This is a genomic window from Spirosoma sp. 209 (assembly GCF_002006735.1).
Taxonomy (GTDB): Bacteria; Bacteroidota; Bacteroidia; order Cytophagales; family Spirosomataceae; genus Spirosoma; species Spirosoma sordidisoli.
Window position 1 is genome coordinate 376735 of record NZ_MVEC01000009.1, and the last position, 18957, is coordinate 395691.

Genomic DNA, 18957 nt, shown 5'->3' on the forward strand with positions numbered 1-18957 from the left:
CACAACGCAGCGTCGGTGGTAGCAGGTACAGGTCAACCCCGGCCCGTTAGGGCCAGAACAGCGTAGCGTCGGTAGCATCATTCGGGGGCAGCAAATACAATGTGCCGTCAGGTACATAACAGCGCAGCGTCGGTAGCATCATTCGGGGGCAGCAAATACAATGTACCGTCAGGTACATCACAGCGTAGCGTCGGTAGCATCATGGGACCGGCCCCCGTCGAAAGCCAGGTGGCGTCGGGTACATAACAGGTCAGGTACCTGACGGCGCCTGTTTCTCTCTCACAGGGCTGTTTTCTACCGACGCTGCGCTGTTTTGGCCCTAACGGGCCACGACTGATCCCGTACGTTTGCTACCCGCTACCGACGCTACGCTGTGATGGCCCTGACGGGCCAGGGATGACCTCGACAACCGATGATGCTATCGACGCTGCGCTGTGATGGCCCTGACGGGCCTGGGATGGATGGCGAACTCCTGGGAATAACGCGCGGCATGAACGATGTTCCGTATGTATTATCCCAAACTGACCAGCTCTTTGAGGTCCTCGTCGCTGAGGTCGCCGATCCAGGTTTCGCCGGTTTTTACGCTGAGGTCGGCGAGTTCTTTTTTGGACCGGATCATGGCGTCGATTTTTTCTTCGAGCGTGCCCTGGTTCATCAGGCGGTAGACCAGCACGTTTTTGGTTTGCCCGATCCGGAAGGCCCGGTCGGTGGCCTGGGCTTCTACGGCGGGGTTCCACCAGAGGTCATAATGGATGACGTGATTGGCCTGGGTCAGGTTGAGGCCCGTTCCGCCCGCTTTCAGGGATAGAATGAAGGTGTGGTCGGAACGGTTGTTCTGAAACTGCTCAACCATGCGGTCGCGGTCGGGTCGGGTGGTGCCGCCGTGCAGAAACAGGGGCTCCTGCCCGAAGGCCTGCTGAATGAACTGTTGCAACAACATCCCCATCTCGTAGTACTGGGTGAAAATCAGCACTTTCTCGTGGTTGGCGTAGATCGTTTCGAGCAGGTTGAGCAGCAGCGTGGCTTTGCCCGACAGCGCCGGATCCGACGGGCCGGCGTTACGATTGCCTTTGGTGGCCTGTCCTTCCTTGAGGTACTGATGCGGGTGGTTGCCGATTTGTTTGAGCGCCGTCATCAGCTTAAGAACCAGCCCGCGCCGGGCCATGCCGTCCTTGTCTTCGATAGCCCGGATGCTCTCCTGCACAACGCTCTCGTACAACGCCGTTTGCTCGGGCGTGAGTGAGCAGTACTGGTTGTTCTCGATTTTATCGGGCAGGTCGCTGATGATGGTTTTGTCGGTCTTGACGCGCCGGAGCAGGAACGGGCTGGTAACCCGCCTGAACTGATCGAGCTTCTGATGGTTGCGCTCCTGCTGAATGGGTTTGCCGAAGTCTTCGTTGAACTTGGTCAGTCCGCCGAGGTAGCCTTTGTTCACGAAATCCATGATGCTCCAGAACTCCGACAGCCGGTTCTCGACCGGCGTGCCGCTGAGCGCGATCCGGATGGGAGCCTTCAGCGATTTAACGGCTTTGGTCTGTTCGGTATCGGCATTTTTGATGTTCTGCGCTTCATCGATAACGATCGTGGCCCAGGTCGTCTTCTTCAGCTTTTCGAGGTCGGAGCGCACCACGCCGTAGGTAGTCAGCAGCAGGTCGTACGGGGCGTTTTCGTCGGGAAGTTTCCGGCCGGGACCGTGGTAGATATGCGGCTTCAGATCGGGCGCAAACCGGGCTATTTCTTTCTGCCAGTTGGTCAGCAGCGTGGTTGGCAACACAACCAGCCCTTTCTGTTTCCTGAAGCGGCCTTCCTGCCGGAACCGCAGCAGCAGCGCAATCACCTGCAGGGTTTTGCCCAGGCCCATATCGTCGGCCAGCAGGCTTCCCATGCCCAGGGCCGTATTTTTCACGAGCCAGTCGTAGCCCCGCTGCTGATAGGGCCGGAGGCTGGCGTTGAGCGCGTTGGGGAGTGGCTGGGCTTCGGTATTGGTAAACTGCCGGATAATCTCGCGCACATCGTCGCCCAGGCCTAACCGGTTGCCTTTGTATTCTTCCGACAGAGCCGCCCGCAGCATGTCGGCCCCGGTTAGTTCGGGCGGGTTGTCGAGTTGTTTGTAGAGCTTGTTGAGCTCGTCGGGATCGATCAGTACGTACTGGTCTTTGATCTTGACCAGCCCGGTCGAGTTACTGACCAGCTTCTGAAACTCCTTCACGCTGACCATCTCGCTGCCCAGGGCTACCTGCCAGTCGAAGGTCAGCATATCGTCCAGGCGCATGAACGAGGGGTTCGACACCGACCCTTTGGTTTTGGGACGAAGCCGCCCACCCGCCGAGGGCCTCACCCAATGCCGGAGCGACTTCGGCAACAGCAGCGAAATACCGAGCAGCTGCATGCGGGGCAGGGCTTCGAGCAGCACCTTCACGAACTCGTCGGGTTTGTAGAACAGCGCGTCGGGCCGGGAGCCGCCGTCGGTTTTGGTGAGCTGAGCCAGATCGGGAAAATGCCTCGACAAAACGAGCAAATCCTGCAAAACGGCCATCCGGATCCCCGCGTGTCTGCGATCGTTCAGAATCTCGTGCAGCGGAATGGGCGGCACGACCGACAGGGCCGCAGCGGCTTTTTTGGGGGATCGGCTCGTTTTTTTGGCTACGTCGGCGGGTGGCGCTTCGGCAACGGCCTCGTTATCGCGGATGAGCAGGCTGACCCGGAACTCGTCGCTGAGTTCCGACTCTTCCACGGCCAGGATCGGCACGAACCGTTTGTGGGTCAGGAAGAAATCGTTCAGCCATAACTGCATGGCCAGCGGCATCTCGCGTTTCCCGAACCCTTCGAACCGAACCGTTTCGACGCCGAAAAACAAACGGTCGGCGTCTTCGAGCGGCCAGCGCTCCCAGAGTTCAACGGTCGAGGCATGGATGGTCGGGCGCATGAGCAGCGAACAGAGCATCAGTACCTGCTCGCGACCGGGCAGCGCCAGCCATTCTTTCTGCCAGCGCATGGTCAGCAGCAGCGGAGGCAGCTGAGCCGCCAGCAGGTCGGTCTGCTGCCGCACAGCTTCGTTGAGCGTAGCGGGCATCCACCGCACCCGGTACTGATCTTCTTTGACACCCAGACACAGCAACTGCGGCACTACGGCACCCCGGCGCAGCAGCGCGGCCGAAAACTGATGGGCCAGATAGAGCGCCCGTACCGAATCACTCATCTCGGCAAAATCGGCTTCGGTGAGCGTATCGAGCCAGCTGGTCAGGTCGGCCAGGTCATACTCGCTAAAGGACCGCTGTTCGCCATGCTCAGTGAAGACGCCGATCTTTTTGATCTCCATCAATTCATCGAGCTGTAGCTCGATGCTGTCGCTGGGGTCGGGATGCCCGGCGTCGGGCGCCGGTTTAGCCTGACCGTTCGGACGGGCGTGTCGGGTAACGGAGCGGCCCCGCCCCGGCTGGTCGACGACGGGCTTACTGAACAGGCTATACGCCCTGGCGAGCGACTTCTTGAAATCACTTTTGGTGAAGGTAACCTCGGGCTGCAACAGATCGAGTAGCTGATCGGCCAGGGGCGGAATGGTACCGAAGTCGAGCAGGCTCCGGGTTGCTTCGTCGGGTTTCCAGTCCTCATCGTCGGGCAGGTCGTCGGTGCCGAGGTCGCGCAGCAGCAGCACGGCCTCCATACCTCCGCTCAGCACGTCGCCCTGCTGATCTTTCAGTTCGGCCAGGATATCGAGCCCTTTCAGCTGAAAAACCAGAAACGGATTGCGGTCAATCTCGTTGGCGATGACATACACCACAGCCGCCAGGTGCTTGCAGGGAATGGCATAGTCGGGACATGAGCAGCCCATCCCCAGATCGTCGAACGATTCGGGGAACAGGGTAATCTGGCGCGTCTGGGCAAACTGCACCAGCTCTTCGGGCAGTTGCCGGTTCAGCAGCTGCGCCAGAATAGCCGGGTTATCGCCAATCTCGGTCAGCAGCCAGTCGCGCTCCTGCCCGGTAAACAGCGGTACGGTCAGTTTTACTTTGTAGGGCCGGGGCTTGGTTCCCTTTACGGAAGCGCTGATCTGATTGGTATCGATTTTCAGCCCCTGTACCGCCCCTTTGTTGGCGTAGGTTTTACCACGTGGCAGCCGGTTGGCGTCGTCAATCCGGGTTAGGGCGTTGAGCCACTGCTGCCCCCACCACGTCTTGCCGTAGCTAATGCGTTCGGCCATGAGTTACTTGATAGTTAGCGTATGCAATTGGGTATAAAAGTAGCAGATTCGCGCTTCGGATAGCGTAACGCTTTTTCACGTCATGGAACGGATTGCCACTAACCCTATATCAACTACTTCTATGAAAACGTTGTTCGGTATCCTGATCGTTTACGCCCTGCTGGTCACGTCGGCAGTGGCCCAGCCAGCGGTCCAGAAGGCCATTCAGAAACAGCTTATCCTGAGCGACGACGGCGCTACGATCCAGCTCGACGAGGGTACGTTCACCTTCAGCGGCAGCCTGTCGCTCGAAGACAAGAAAAACATCGTCATCCGCGGGCGGGGTATGGACAAAACCATTCTGTCGTTCAAAGGCCAGACCGACGGGGCCGAAGGCTTACGCGTCAGCAACGGGCAGAACATCGTTATCGAAGACCTGACGATTCAGGATACCAAAGGTGACTGCATCAAAACGATGAACGTAAACGGCATCACGTTTCGGAACGTAAAGGTCGAGTGGACGGGCAAGCCCGGCCCTACCAACGGCTCGTATGGCCTCTACCCGGTGCAGTGCCAGAACGTGCTGATCGAACGCTGTACGGCCATCGGAGCTTCCGACGCGGGCATCTACGTGGGTCAGTCGAAAAACATCGTGGTGCGCCAGTGCGAAGCTCACCATAACGTAGCCGGTATCGAGATCGAGAATTCGCTGATGGCCGATGTCTACGAAAATAACGCGCACGACAATACGGGCGGTATTCTGGTGTTCGACCTGCCCGATCTGGTACAGAAACGGGGCGGCAACGTGAGGGTCTACAAAAACACGATTCAGAACAACAACTTCGACAATTTCGCGCCCAAAGGCAACATCGTGGCGCGGGTGGCGGCCGGTACGGGCATGCTGATTCTGGCCACGAACCAGGTCGAGATTTTCGAGAACCAGATTATCAACAACAAGAGCATCGGTACGGGTATCATCAGCTACTATATGACCGAAAACCCCATTGCCGACAAAGCCTATTACCCCTACCCGACCCGTATCAGCATCCACGACAACCTGTACCGGCGGCAACGCGGCTACCCCACCCGCAAAGGCCGTATGGGCATGATGTTCCGCTTCAAGCTCAAGTTCGGCAAGGACGTGCCCGATATTTTATGGGATGGCATCACCGACAACAGCTATGCCCAACCGGCCACGATGGACATCTGCCTGCGCAACAATACGGGCGCTACGTTTGCCAATATGGACGTGGCCAATAACTTCAGGACCATGTCGCGTGATCTGTCGAAGCACAACTGCGAACTCAAACCCCTCGCCGATGCGAAGCTGAGCCTGGGGCGGTAACGCCCGTCAGAGCTGAACGACGCCTGGTCGTCTTTTTTGTCATGCCGCACCGGCGTACCGGCGGGATAATAAAACCAACAAACGCTTACTCCCTCGCCCTATGAAAGGCCTTCTCCTATCGATCGGTGTTTTTTTGTTGTCGGTTGCCTTTACCATCAGGCAGGACTACCCGGCTGGAGCAGCACCGGAAAGCCTCTCGGCCTGGGGCTTTTTTACGGGTACTATCGCCGATCAGCAACCAGCGGCCGGGGTTGTTCCCTATCGGCTCAACACCCCGCTGTTTTCCGATTATGCCGAAAAACTACGGTTCGTTCGGCTGCCCGCCGGCCAGTCGGTGCCGTATACGCCCGACGACGTGCTGGCTTTTCCGGTCGGTACGGTGCTGATCAAGACGTTTTATTTCCCGACCGATTTTCGCCAGCCCGACAAAGGCCGTCGTTTGCTCGAAACCCGGTTGCTGGTCCACGAAGCAACGGGCTGGAAAGCCCTCGAATACGTCTGGAACGCCGATCAGACCGACGCCACCCTCGAAGTAGCCGGGGAGCAGACAAGCGTTGTCTATACGGATGCCAGCGGCAAAAATCACCGCCAGCTGTACGTGATGCCCAACCTGAACCAGTGTAAAGGCTGTCACAACCGCAACGAAACGCTGATGCCCATCGGCCCGTCGGCGCGGCAGCTCAACGGCAACCTGACCTACGCCGACGGCACAGCCAACCAGCTCACCTACTGGCAGCAGCACGGCCTGCTGACGGATCTGCCCGCGCTGGCCAGCGTGCCGAAAACGCCGGTCTGGAACGACCCCGCAACGGGGAGCCTGGATGCGCGGGCCCGCGCCTGGCTCGACATCAACTGCGCCCACTGCCACCGCCCCGACGGGCCAGCCAGCACCTCGGGCCTGAATCTGCGCCATACCGAAACGAACCCAACCGCCTGGGGAGTGCAGAAAACGCCGGTAGCCGCCGGACGCGGCTCGGGCGGGCGGCAGTTCGATATTGTACCCGGCCAACCCGACGAGTCTATTCTGGTCTACCGGATGGAGTCGACGGACCCTGGCGTGATGATGCCAGAAGTAGCCCGTAAAGTCACCCACCGCGAAGGCGTAGCGCTCATACGCGAGTGGATTCGGGCCATGAACAACCAGACGCCGGTACAATCCAGATGAATTACCGTTTTCGCGGAACCGGACACCTGACCCGCCCCGGTATGATGTACTGGATGGAGAACGTAGTCAACAGATATTTATCCGTACCGCTCGATTCGCCGGGCGCCGTTCGCTGAATGGTTTCGAATGGGGTTTGATTAGTATCCATCAGATCAAATAAAATGGAATACCGGTCCGGGTTGCCATAGTGCCGGGCTGCGTTCGACTCCTGCCGCCGATCGCTCATCAGTATGCCCAGTTCGGATAGGTTTGAAAAATCAGGGTAGGAATCATCATTGGCCACGTCATCCAGATAATCAGTCAGCGTATAGCGAACACCGATCTCGAAGCCAAGATTAATCTGGTCATTAAGCTTGTACCGGAAGCCAACGCCCACCGGAATACTAGCCGTCAGGAGCGGGTATAGTTGTTTGGCGTCGGGCTGCCCCTGGCCTGCTGTACCTAAAGGCTGCAAGTCGACCCACCGCTGCGGGTTTGTATAGGGATCGTAGGGGTCGACGGGCGTTAGTGCTTTCGGGTTATGGGCCAGCAGCGCAATGCCCGCAAACACGTAAGGCGTATACGCGGCTCTTCGGTTAGCCGTGTGGCCATCGGGCACCAGGTTATACACCCCCGTCAGGGCCAGCTCCTTCACATCATTCCGAAAGTGCAGGTTGCGAACGTACGCAAAGGCATAAGTGGCTGGGTTATCCAGACTGTAGGTATAGTCATCGCCCACCAGTCGGGCCCAGGTGAAGCTAGCCCGGGCCGCCAGCTTAGGGGTAAGCTGGCGGGCGTAGCCAACCGTCAGATTATAGCGTGGCAACGTCACCAGCGCTTTAGGAAGCAAGGCAGCCAGTTCGCCCAGGTAGGTCGATGTGCCAGCGCCCGCCGAAATGGTCGAGTAGGGCTTAAACGTGGAGCCTGACTGAGCCAGACAATTGGCCCCAAACCCTACGAACCATGCTATGCCTGCAAAGCCTAAACAGCTATACCTAAAAAATTTCATTACTAAGCGATTAAGTAAATAGTGTCGTAGGTAAACGTACCTAACAGATGTGCCCCTCATATGCCCGATTGTTTTCTCCTAAAGACGAACTAACACCGTTCAGGCTACATCAATGACTACAAAATGGCTTATAATGCGGCTTAACAGCTAACAGAGCTTATCTGGCGCAGGCGTTAACGGCTTTTTCATAGGTAGTGATGCAGCTTGTTTTCTTCACAGCCGAAGCTATACCGCCGACCAGGAGACCTATGCCTAAGCAACCTACACCATCCATTAAGATAAGTTTGGACAGATGGTTATCTATCGAAAATCGGAGGTTTGGGTCTGTAAGCACTATTCGATTAAAGGGTTCACGTGCCCTGGCCGTTAATCTGAATGTGTAATACAACGTTGCGAGTGAGGAAGCAGCCAAACAAGCAATTAAAACCTTTTTTGCTGGTACCGTTGAAGCAGCACCGTATAGACAATTTGCCTGATTGACTTCAGCGCTGTAAATACAATCGACATAATCCTGAGCTTTTATGAGTGCCCCTGATTCCAGCAGCCGGCTGAAAGCGGCCCCCAGCACCGACTCGGCCTCCGGCTGCGGCAGTGTGTGCAACTCCGGAAAATCAGCCAGCAGTCGATCCCTAGACGACAGTGTGGCAACTATGCTCTGTTGGTACGCTTCCCAGCTGGAGTAACCAGCCGCGCGCGCCAGTTCATCTTTCTGAGAGGTCAGCAGATATTCCGGATGGTCGAGCAGCACACTGATCCGGATCTGCTCAGCAGCCTGGCTAGCCTTGGTCTGAGCCTGTTGATGCCTTTGCTTATACAGAACAAGCGCCCAGGCGTTATCGGCAAAGTCCCGAAAGGCCTGGCTGATTACCAGCTTTTCAATGAGCGCCCGATGGTCCACACCGAGTGTTCGCGCAACGATTGACTGGCTGGTAACAAGCGGCAGTAATCCTATCAAAAGTATTTTGTAAATCGGCCACTTCATGGGTAGTACAGGTTTGGGTTTAGCAGATATGTAATTGACAGAGAAGCAGAATGAGTAGGTAAACGCTGGTGACGCCAATACGCTGGCGTCATGGATATATCAATGAAAACTCAGCGGCTATATAGAAGAGCGGTATCCGACCAGTCTGACCTCGATGGAATTAAACTATCATCGGTGTACACCGTCTGGACTTCGATCTCGTACATACCGGCCACAAAGCACCCGCACCTCGGATCCTTCAACTTAGAAAACAGCATATCCCCATCAGCGATGAAGTGATCACCCGCGTCCTGGATCAGCGAGTCGGGGCAGCCCAGGCTGCGGATGTAGGCCCGCACCGCCTGGCTCTTGTCGGCCTCTGTGGCCTGGGGCCTCAACGAGTCCGTAACGGGCTGGCAGCCGTTGATGAGCACCGCCAGACCGGCCAGCACCAAGCCTGTCAATGCCCAGCCCAGCAGGGGTAAAGGTGTTTGCATAGCAGTGGGGTTTGTCGGGGTTCATAACAGTGGGTTGACAGCTAGCCTGGCCCCTTCGAAAACGCAGGCAAAGTGGGGGCTATCACCCAGGTATCGTCTATTTGGCCCTGGAGCCGCTCAATGTGATTGCAAGAAGACTGTCGCGGATTCAAGTGACCTTGACTGTTGTCCTGGCAACGGCACATCATCCATGTAGACCGTCTGGACACTAATCTCATAAAGAGTACCCACCAGGCAACGGCAGGTCACGTTCCGGATATCTAAAGCGAGCGCGTTTTTGACACGCACAAGGGCAGAGGATGGTTGATAATGACGAATAACGGGCCATTGAAAACCATCCACACCGATGGGCCTTATGATGATATTAGTGCCCTTGACGCGATGCATCGGCCCTTCCCAATTGATTATTACTGTGGTAGATGTGGGGGACGACCATTTTGCGGTAACTTTTCCGGGATGCGTGGGGTAGATGATGCCCAGCGCTTTTTTATCGCTAGGCGAAAGTTTGGTAGGCCAGCCGTTCGATAGAGAGCCATTCATGATAGATGCCAGGTCAATAACTGGGGTACCAACCAGGTGTAGTTCCTGGTGTCTAGGGCTGACTGCTTGCCAGTCAGTATGGGCAAGGCCGATCGTATGCCCCAATTCATGGGCCAAAGTATGTATTCGTTTAGGAAGATCAAGACGGGAAAAATTATTCATATTTACACTAATTGTATTATGGGGGAGTTCATTACGACTGGAGACTCTTTTTTCAGCATAAGCGATGATCTCTTTACCAACTTTTGATATATCAGCTTTGACCCTAATCATGATGTCGTAGTCATTCGGAGGCCGAACTACCCGAAAGCGAATCCTGCTGTTCGAAGCATTCCAGATTCTACAAGCTTCTGCCAGTTCAGTGTCATAACCGCTCAGGGGTTGCTCTAATTGCACTCGAATATTTTGCTGTCGCTTTCCATTTGCAATCATAGGAATTCCAGATAATGCAGCCTGTTCCTCCTGAGTGTCACTCACGTTAGCCGGGCTTGGCAGGGTCATATTCTTGGCAAACAGCATATCGCCATCGGCCACAAAGTGGTCGCCCGCGTCGTGGATGAGTGAGTCGGGGCAACCCAGGCTGCGGATGTAGGCCCGCACCGCCTGGCTCTTGTCGGCCTGTGTGGCCTGGGGCCTCAACGAGTCCGTAACGGGCTGGCAACCATTGATGAGCACCGCCAGGCCGGTCAGCACCAGGCCGGTCAACGACCAGCCCTGCAGGGATAAGGATGTGTGCATACAAGCCGCTTTTAGATAGTTTTTCATGAAAATAGGTAACAACTGGTCAGGCGATCACTTAAACTCGCCAGTGAATTTTTGATCCTGAGCCAACCAGGGGCCAAGAGTTCCATCCGCGTATCTTATCCGCACATTGAACTGAAGATACCAGGTCTGTTTATAGGTGATATCTGATCCATAGGTCTGTATTTGTCTGGTCTCCAGGGTGTACTGGTTAGCGGCAGGGGCTGGTTTGGGAGCATAGCTATACCCCTGCTCGCCCGTTCCGTAGGTTGGGTTATACGCAAGCGTTCCGTTGGATATAACCTTGTGGTTGATGTAATACCTGAACAGGAAGCCCTTTATGTGGTGCACGGGACCATTCAAACTGATCGAGAAGGCTTTTTGGGAATTAGGTTTATTGACGACGCTGAGTTTGATGTTGTATACGGTAGCCGGATACAACGTCCTGAGCGTATTGATGTCGGCGGCACTGGGTGCGGTAGCCGTCGGTGTTCTATTCATGATAGACGCATTATCAACGGCAGGGCTGCCCGGAATTTGAAGACCCGGTATCTCACGCGTCCATTTTTTCCAATCAGTGTGTACTAAGCCCAAACAATGCCCAAATTCATGCGTTAGAGCAGCTATTTGATTCTTATGCAGTAACATCTTAAATTTTGGGTAATGAATAATTAACAGTTCTCCCGGGTGGCCTAGTGATGGTGGAGAACCCGTTGCATACGGACCATAGGACATACCTGTTGTAACAGCTTCGTCACGAACTATATGAACAACACCTGGCATGTTGTTTTTGGTGATATAGAACTTCGTGCGTACCAGGTTGCTCTTGGTCACAGGGTTGTATCCTGCATTATTCCACTGAGTGGTGGCTTTGGTTACCAGGTCTACAATACCGGGGATGTATTGTTTATTACCTGGGGCGATCAATTCGGGGTGGATATACACCCAAACACGTTCCTGAGCTTTTCCATTGTAAATCAGTTGATTCAGGCTCTCGTAAGCCTGTTCTTCCTGGGCTCCATTGGCCGGTAACGGCATGTTTTTATTAAACAGCATATCTCCATCGGCGATGAAGTGGTCGCCTTTGTCCTCAATGAGCGAGTCGGGGCAGCCCAGGCTGCGGATGTAAGCCCGTACGGCCCCACTGCTGTTGACCTGGGGGGCTAGCGGATCAGAAACCGGCTGGCAGCCGTTGGCGAGCAGCAGGCTCACGGCCAGCAGGCCCGTCAACAACCAGCTGGTGGCTGGTAAACATTTTTGCATAGTCGTAGGGTTAAATATGGATTGATGAAAAAGGCGACTCAGCGAGCATAAAGTATAGCCGTGTCCGTCCAGGCCGAGCGCGACAGCGCGCCCGGGGGTGCATCGTCGTTATAAACCGTCTGTAGCTCCACCTCGTACATGCTGGCGGCCAAACACTGGCAGGCCGGGTTGGCTGCGTTGACATCCCAACTAGTCTGGTTACCCCCTACCCAGATGGTGCGGGGAATGCCGTTGCCTTCCATGTCTACAGGCGTCACCTTGACGTAGTGCCCCTTGACGGGGTGCAGAGGCCCCGACCAGCTGATGCGCAGGGTGGTGGGGTTGAGCCAGCTGAGTCTGATATTGTAGGGGACTTTGGGATAGAGGATCCGCAGCGCTCTGGCGTCGTTGGGTGAGATGGCATTGGGAAAACCGAAGGGTACCCCCACTCCAACTCCATTCATAATGGAAGCAGGATCATTGACCGGTGTACCAGCTATATAAGTAAATCCCCTTTCACGTAGAGCTTGCCAGTTCGTGTGAGCCAACCCAAGCGTATGGCCCAGTTCATGGGCCAATGTACTGATTTGCCTGGCTCTGGAGAGCGTTCTAAAGTTTGCCAGGTTTACAATAACCAAATTACCGGGCAACCCAGCCTGCGGGTATTGGGCGTATGCATACATTGCTTCCATTAACGGAATTCCCTGAGCGTTTGCAGGCTTGATAGCTATATCAAACGGACGCGCTCCGTTTACCATTTTAAAAAAAATGGTGCTGCCTGTGCTGTTCCATTTTTGAAAAGCTGCGCTAATTTCATCCACGTAATCATTTATGGCGGGGTGAACGATAACCCGAACTTCCCGCTGCCTTCTGACCGAATGAATTAACCCAAATGTAGGCCTATAGGCCTGCTCTTCCTGCGGACCAATACTATCGGCCAGGTCTGGTACAGCCATGTTTTTATTAAACAGCATATCTCCATCGGCGATGAAGTGGTCGCCTTTGTCCTCAATGAGCGAGTCGGGGCAGCCCAAATTCCGGATGTAGGCCCGTACAGCCCCCCCGTTCTCAGTCTGCCCGGCCTGGAGCGTCAGCGAGTCCGTGACGGGCTGACACCCATTGCTCAACACCAGCAGGCTGGCTATCAGTAAGCCAGTAAGCAACCACCGGGTAGATGATACAAAAGCCTTCATAGCCCTAGGGTTTGAAACACGATGCGGTAAGCGCTGGCTAGCCAGCAAATAGCTCCTGCGGCCGCCTTCAAATGGCAGTAGCAGCTATTCCCGTCGGTCACTTTAGAGGGTAATATTCAGCGGGGTGACGGGTGACCAGTTGCCGACCGAACCATCCGAATAGCGTGTCCTGACTCGAACCCGGTAAGTCCGCACTTGGGGTTTGTACGCATTGGGATCCACATTTGCCGGCCGTTTAAACCGGAACAAAATCCTCGAGTAGCTCACGTTGCCAGCTTTGAACGTGATAGGCGCATAGACCCCATCACCGGTAGGGTTGCCCAGCGCGCTATACGCCACGTCGAAGCCTTTGACTTTGTGCAAGGGACCTCGCCAGGTTAACAACACTGGGGATGAGTTCGAGAAGGCCTCGTAGGCGGAGCTTAACTTAAAGCCGTAGGCCGTAGCAGGGTACATGACTCTGAGGGCGTTTATATCACCATCACTAGGGGTCGTAAAATCGGCCAGTCGGTTCATTATAGACAGATTGTCAACCACCGGGCTACCGGGCACTTGCAGGGCGGGCAGCTCATTCGACCATTTTTTCCAATCAGTATGTACTAAACCCAAACAATGCCCAAACGCGTGACTAAGGGCGGCTACCTTGAAGGTATAATCTAATCCTTTGAATAGCGGGTAATGTATAAGTACCAGCTTACCTGGATTTCCCTGCGTTGGCGGAGTACCGGTCACATACTGGCCAAACGATGCATTCTTTGCCGTAGACTCATCTCGATCTATCAGAATATCGGCTTGTGCTCTATCACTGACGATGTAGAACTTTGTGCGCACGAGGTTGCGTCCTAAGCTATTCCATGGGGCAATTGCTTTGGTCACCAGATCTACGACGCCGGGAATGTATCTTGTTGGCTTCGCTGAATTCTTAAAATCGGGATGGATATATACCCCGATCTGAATCTGGACGCTTCCATTGTAAATGAGTTGTTCATGAACTTGGTACGCCTGCTCTTCCTGAACACCATTAGCTGACAAAGCCATGTTTTTGGGAAACAGCAGATCACCATCGGCCAGGAAGTGATCACCCGCATCGTGGATGAGCGAGTCAGGGCAGCCCAGGCTGCGGATGTAGGCCCGTACAGCCGGGCTGTTATCGACTTGCCCGGCCTGGGGCGCCAGGGCGTCGGTAACGGGCTGGCAGGCGTTGTTTAACAGCAGCAGGCTGGCCAGCACCAGGCCCGTCAACGACCAGTTGGTAAGTAGAAACGAGGTTTTCATAGCAGTGGTTTTTTGTTGGGTATTCGTGAAAATAGGGCAACAGCTAGTCAGGCGATCACTTAAACTCGCCAGTGAATTTTTGATCCTGAGCCAACCAGGGGCCAAGAGTTCCATCCGCGTATCTTATCCGCACATTGAACTGAAGATACCAGGTCTGTTTATAGGTGATATCTGATCCATAGGTCTGTATTTGTCTGGTCTCCAGGGTGTACTGGTTAGCGGCAGGGGCTGGTTTGGGAGCATAGCTATACCCCTGCTCGCCCGTTCCGTAGGTTGGGTTATACGCAAGCGTTCCGTTGGATATAATCTTGTGGTTGATGTAATACCTGAACAGGAAGCCCTTTATGTGGTGCACGGGACCATTCAGACTGATCGAGAAGGCTTTTTGGGCATTAGGTTTATTGACGACGTTAACTTTGATGTTGTATACGGTAGCCGGATAGAACACTCTGAGCGCATTGATGTCGGCACCACTGGGCGCGGTAGCCGTCGGTATTCTATTCATGATAGACGCATTATCAACGGCAGGACTTCCCATTATCCGAACCACCGGGGCTTCTCCGGCCCGCCAATCGGTATGCGCGAAACCCAGCGCATGACCCAACGCATGTGTAAGGTACCCTAACTTGGTACTGGGCAGCAGCTCGTTAAATTTTTTCGTGCTTATGACGATTGTTTTAGGCGGGTTTCCATTTGTTGGTGGTAGCTCGTGAATGTATTTACCCACCCCCACTATGGGCACATCGAAATCATTACTGCCGATCGTTATGTTTGCAGTGAGTGGGTTAGCCCAATACGTTAAAGTAATGTTATCGAGGGGGCTCTGTGACCAGTTTGCAATCGCTTTCCTAACTAAGGCTTCGATTCCAGGAATATTTTTCAATGTCACATCAGCAACCCCCACCTTTATATTACGCTGAATAGCACCATTGTGTATTGAAAAACCAGGGCGATAGGTTTGCTCCTCCTGGGCACCATTGCCCGGTACAGCCATGTCTTTGGGAAACAGCAGGTCGCCATCGGCAATGAAGTGGTCACCCGCATCGTGGATGAGCGAGTCAGGGCAGCCCAGGCTGCGGATGTAGGCCCGTACGGCCGGGCTGTTATCGACTTGCCCGGCCTGGGGCGTCAGGGCGTCGGTAACGGGCTGGCAGGCGTTGTTTAACAGCAGCAGGCTGGCCAGCACCAGGCCCGTCAACGACCAGTTGGCCGGTAAGGAGGGTTGCATAATCGTAGGGCTAGAAGGTGAGTAATGAAAAAGCGGCTCAGCGGGCAACCCTGAGTAGCACCTCGTTTGACCAGGGGCCAACTGCGCCATCGACGTATCTTATTCTTACGTTGAATCGGAAAACCCAGGTCACCGTCCAGTTCTCATTGGATTTAAGGTCCCCTACCGGTTTCGTTTCCAGGGTGTACTGGTTAACCGCTGGACCCGGCTTTGCAGGCCAGGGCACACCCTCCACTCCGGGCGTCTGAACAGTTGGGGCAAGTGTAGGAGGGGAAGTACTGGGCGTACCTATTTTTCTATACTCCTGCGCTATGATGTACCGTAACGTGAAGCCGGCAATCTTGTGCACAGGCCCATTCAGACTGATCGAGAAGGCTTTTTTGTTATCTGGCTTATTGACGATGTTCACCTTAAAATTGTAAGCCGTGGCAGGGTATAGTGTCCGCAGGGCGTTTATATCAGCATTACTGGGCGTCATAAAATCGGCCAGCCGATTCATTACAGACTGATTGTCAACCGCTGGGCTACCTGGTATCTGCGAAGCAACTATCTCACCCGGCCACCTTTTCCAGTCAGTATGGTTTAATCCCAAACAATGCCCAAATGCGTGAGTAAGAGTGCCTACTTTGAAATTGTATTCTAAAGAGTTAAAATTTTTTGCATAAACTTCCATAAGTCTGGGTGCATTTCCCTTCAATGCCGGAAACTCCGAGACGTAATTACCAAACCCAATTATTGGCGCCCTGGGTGGTTTACTGATTATCATTAAATGTCCTGAATTACCAGTATACCTAAACTTTGTGCGGACAAGGTTGCGTCCCAGGCTATTCCATTGGGCAATTGCTTTAATGACCATGGCTTCGATTCCGGGAATTTCGTTGCGGGCACTTTGAGCAATCCCTACTGTAATATCACCCTGAGAACGGCCATTGTAGATTAACAGCTCAGAAGAAGTATAGGCCTGTTCTTCTTGAGCGTCATTGATGTTAGCCGGGTTTGGTACAGCCATGTCTTTGGGAAACAGCAGGTCGCCATCGGCGATGAAGTGATCGCCCGCGTCCTGAATCAGCGAATCGGGGCAACCCAAACTCCGGATGTAGGCCCGCAAGGCCGGGCTGTTGTCAGCAAGTCCGGCTTGGGGCGATAACGAGTCGGCGACCGGCTGGCAGCCGTTGATCAGCAATACCAAACTCGCTACTAGCGAACAGGTTAATGACCAGCTTATGAGAGATGAGGGTGTGTTCATTTGCAGTATGCTTGAGGACGAGAGGCTCTCCTGATCAGCTCAGGCACGTTCATCGTCAATGACCGTATTTTGCCAGGCATGTACCTAGCTTAGATTTGTATTGTTGTTCGCAAATGATTTTTTGGGCTTGTGTGACGTAGTTTGCCAGGCCAAACGTGGTAGCTGACAGAACAGAGCAACTCAGCCCAAATGTGAATGCGTGAATGATAAAGCTGTATTCAATACTTGAACTTAGCCTTTGTTCCGAGGCTGCTCTTATTACCGAGTACAAGGCGGCTGAACTCAGCATAGCGGTTGTAAAACAGGCCGCACTAACCATTTTGATCAGTACACTCAGGCTTTTCGTTTTTGAATAACCCAGGCAGTCGACATGCTGAGGATTGGCGTCAGCCAGACACTGTTTTAGATTGGGTATATTCTCCAGAGTTTCAACAAGGTCTGCACTGATCTGGGCAATGGCACGCTGCATAACCGCCTGAGCTTCGGTCTGAGGCATCATCAGGATGTCTGGAAAAGCAGCCCAAAACTGGTGACGTACCGAATCTATTCGTGTAATAGCCTGCTGATACAGATCCCAGCTAGAGTAGCCCGACATTTGTGCTAGCTCTTCCTTCTCTGCCATAAGCAGGTAGTCCGAATGTGTCAGGTATGAGTTCGCTCGTGCCAATTCTTTGGCCGCCTGTGCCTCGGTCAGCGTTTGCCGGTGAAGCTCCTGAATATACAGGTGGGTTCCCATGCTCAGTGTAAAGTCTCTAAACACCCTACTGGTGCTTAGCCTTTTCACTAATACCTCATGGGCCTCGCCAGACGGAGCCATACTGGCTTTTAAGTGGTGGTTAACCAGCAACAACAGAAGCAGCGTAACCCCTGCTTTGAGTAAACGTGTTTTCATTATGGTAAAAGTTTAGTGATACCATGACGTAAGAGGCCGCCCCGGACGGCAGATCGGTTCTCAACAAACCGGGATCGCTTCAACGTTAAGTATATTTTATTCCCTACCCGCGAGGTTAATCTCATAGGGGTCTACAGCAGTTTCACATGGTTGCTGTAGACATCGACTCTCGCTCTGTAAGAGTTATTAGGGAAAGCCAGTTTCCACTCCCAGTCCTCCAGACAGAAGCCGTCCGATACCTCCTGGAGGACCGGGAGTTGAGATATTTTCCGAGCTAACTGAAGTTATAACAGTCATTTACCGAGTAAGCTCAACAGTAGAGCAGGCTAGGCTTACTGTTACTACTCAGGCCACCTGGAGCAACAGCTCGGCATAAAGGCGCAAGAAAGCCTCTTCAGAGAAAGGAGCCTGTAGCGGGTTGCGCTACTTCAACGGATTATAGCTAGGGAGTTCCTTGCACCTGGTCAAATCCTGACCAAGTGTAGTCTGGCATTGGCCTCTGCCGGTATTGAAATTACCAACGCCAGCAGGTATAAGAGCGGTGGCGATAATCAGACAAGGAATGGCCGGGAGCAGGTGGCTCACTAAATACGTTTTTTCGAGAACATCTGCTCTAACCCTGGTTGTTTCCCGGAGCTGATCGGCTACCGTTGGCATGTCAATAATCGCATCTCCATCCCCAAATTCGCCAGCAATACTACTGGCTGGTGGACTTGTCGGTGGACTCGAGAGCTGCCGCAACAGAACCGCTGCTGAACCTGCCGTGTTTAACGTAGGCGCTGGCTCCATGTTAGCTGTTTTATAAAACTTATAAGCGGCCCATGTTCCTACCGATACACAAGCAGCAGTAATGACAGCTGTAGTGACCTGCCATGCGACATGGTTACGTAAAGCTAAATTTAAACAGGCTGCATATTTTGCATCGGCTCTGGTGTAGCAAATTTCCAGTTTTTTCAGTCGGTCGTCTTCAGGGGTCAAAGCGTAAGCGGAGCCTGAACGTTCGTAAGCCTGCTGGAAAATCGACATCAGTTCGGTTTGCCCTATAGACGTTAATTCCGGGAAGCTGGTCAATAAACTCTCTCGCAGGTCTAAAATTTGACTCATATGCTGCTCAAAATACGCCCAGTCTGGATAGCCAACGGCCTGGGCCAGCTCATCTTTCTGCGAGGGCAGCAGGTAGGTTGGGTTGCTCACCAGGGCGTTTACCTTATTCAGTTCCTGAGCTGCTGCCTCTTGTGTTAGGGACTGCCTATGTACGATTAGCAATGAGCTCAGCAACAGGGCATTACCAGTATAGCGCTTAAAGACTGTATTGTTTGCCAGTTTAGTGGCCAGCGCTTCGTGACTGGTTGTTGGACTCAGCGCCAGTAGGGTGGAGTTAAGACCCAGTATGGTGAGCAAAAGCAAAGCAGGCAGGCTCATCCGGATAGATAATACTTTCATGGACGGGTTCAGTTTAAGGTG

At 53.9% G+C, this 18957-nt stretch carries 14 protein-coding genes; 2 read left to right on the forward strand and 12 right to left on the reverse strand.

Annotation, left to right across the window (positions count from 1 at the left end):
* Window positions 1-511: 511 nt before the first annotated feature.
* Window positions 512-4201, reverse strand: coding sequence for a DEAD/DEAH box helicase (locus B1C80_RS16895; RefSeq protein WP_077922360.1), 3690 nt, complete (start codon window positions 4199-4201; stop codon window positions 512-514).
* Window positions 4202-4322: 121 nt separating this feature from the next.
* On the opposite strand from B1C80_RS16895, the gene B1C80_RS16900 reads away from it, so the two are divergent.
* Window positions 4323-5525, forward strand: a complete 1203-nt coding sequence (locus B1C80_RS16900) for a parallel beta-helix domain-containing protein (protein ID WP_077922361.1) — start codon at window positions 4323-4325, stop codon at window positions 5523-5525.
* A gap of 100 nt (window positions 5526-5625) precedes the next feature.
* Window positions 5626-6690 carry an SO2930 family diheme c-type cytochrome gene (locus tag B1C80_RS16905; protein WP_077922362.1) on the forward strand — a complete coding sequence of 355 codons (1065 nt, stop codon included), beginning with the start codon at window positions 5626-5628 and terminating at the stop codon, window positions 6688-6690.
* A gap of 1 nt (window position 6691) precedes the next feature.
* Here B1C80_RS16905 and B1C80_RS16910 read toward each other — a convergent pair whose 3' ends face one another.
* The 11 genes from B1C80_RS16910 to B1C80_RS16960 form a co-directional block, all read right to left on the reverse strand.
* Window positions 6692-7678 (reverse strand): DUF6089 family protein, encoded by a 987-nt coding sequence (locus B1C80_RS16910; protein ID WP_236648814.1) that lies wholly within the window; start codon window positions 7676-7678, stop codon window positions 6692-6694.
* Between the two features lie 157 nt (window positions 7679-7835).
* The gene (locus B1C80_RS16915) at window positions 7836-8660 is read right to left on the reverse strand and encodes a hypothetical protein (protein WP_077922363.1); all 825 of its coding nucleotides are present in this window, start codon (window positions 8658-8660) and stop codon (window positions 7836-7838) included.
* Between the two features lie 110 nt (window positions 8661-8770).
* Window positions 8771-9136 (reverse strand): hypothetical protein, encoded by a 366-nt coding sequence (locus B1C80_RS16920; protein ID WP_077922364.1) that lies wholly within the window; start codon window positions 9134-9136, stop codon window positions 8771-8773.
* A gap of 117 nt (window positions 9137-9253) precedes the next feature.
* A complete protein-coding gene (locus tag B1C80_RS16925; protein ID WP_077922365.1) occupies window positions 9254-10441 on the reverse strand; it encodes a M57 family metalloprotease in 1188 nt (395 codons plus the stop codon).
* A 27-nt stretch (window positions 10442-10468) separates the two neighbouring features.
* A complete protein-coding gene (locus tag B1C80_RS16930) occupies window positions 10469-11680 on the reverse strand; it encodes a M57 family metalloprotease (RefSeq protein ID WP_077922366.1) in 1212 nt (403 codons plus the stop codon).
* 38 nt (window positions 11681-11718) lie between these two features.
* Window positions 11719-12852, reverse strand: a complete 1134-nt coding sequence (locus B1C80_RS16935; RefSeq protein ID WP_077922367.1) for a M57 family metalloprotease — start codon at window positions 12850-12852, stop codon at window positions 11719-11721.
* 102 nt (window positions 12853-12954) lie between these two features.
* On the reverse strand, window positions 12955-14127 hold the full coding sequence (locus B1C80_RS16940; protein WP_161492779.1) for a M57 family metalloprotease: 1173 nt from the start codon (window positions 14125-14127) through the stop codon (window positions 12955-12957).
* A gap of 55 nt (window positions 14128-14182) precedes the next feature.
* Window positions 14183-15355: a M57 family metalloprotease gene (locus B1C80_RS16945; protein ID WP_161492780.1), complete on the reverse strand. Its 1173-nt coding sequence runs from the start codon at window positions 15353-15355 to the stop codon at window positions 14183-14185.
* Between the two features lie 37 nt (window positions 15356-15392).
* Entirely contained in the window at window positions 15393-16601 is a 1209-nt protein-coding gene (locus B1C80_RS16950) for a hypothetical protein (RefSeq protein ID WP_129607065.1), read from the reverse strand.
* Window positions 16602-16656: 55 nt separating this feature from the next.
* The gene (locus B1C80_RS16955) at window positions 16657-17493 is read right to left on the reverse strand and encodes a hypothetical protein (RefSeq protein ID WP_077922371.1); all 837 of its coding nucleotides are present in this window, start codon (window positions 17491-17493) and stop codon (window positions 16657-16659) included.
* 423 nt (window positions 17494-17916) lie between these two features.
* Window positions 17917-18936 (reverse strand): hypothetical protein, encoded by a 1020-nt coding sequence (locus B1C80_RS16960; protein ID WP_077922372.1) that lies wholly within the window; start codon window positions 18934-18936, stop codon window positions 17917-17919.
* Window positions 18937-18957: the final 21 nt, after the last annotated feature.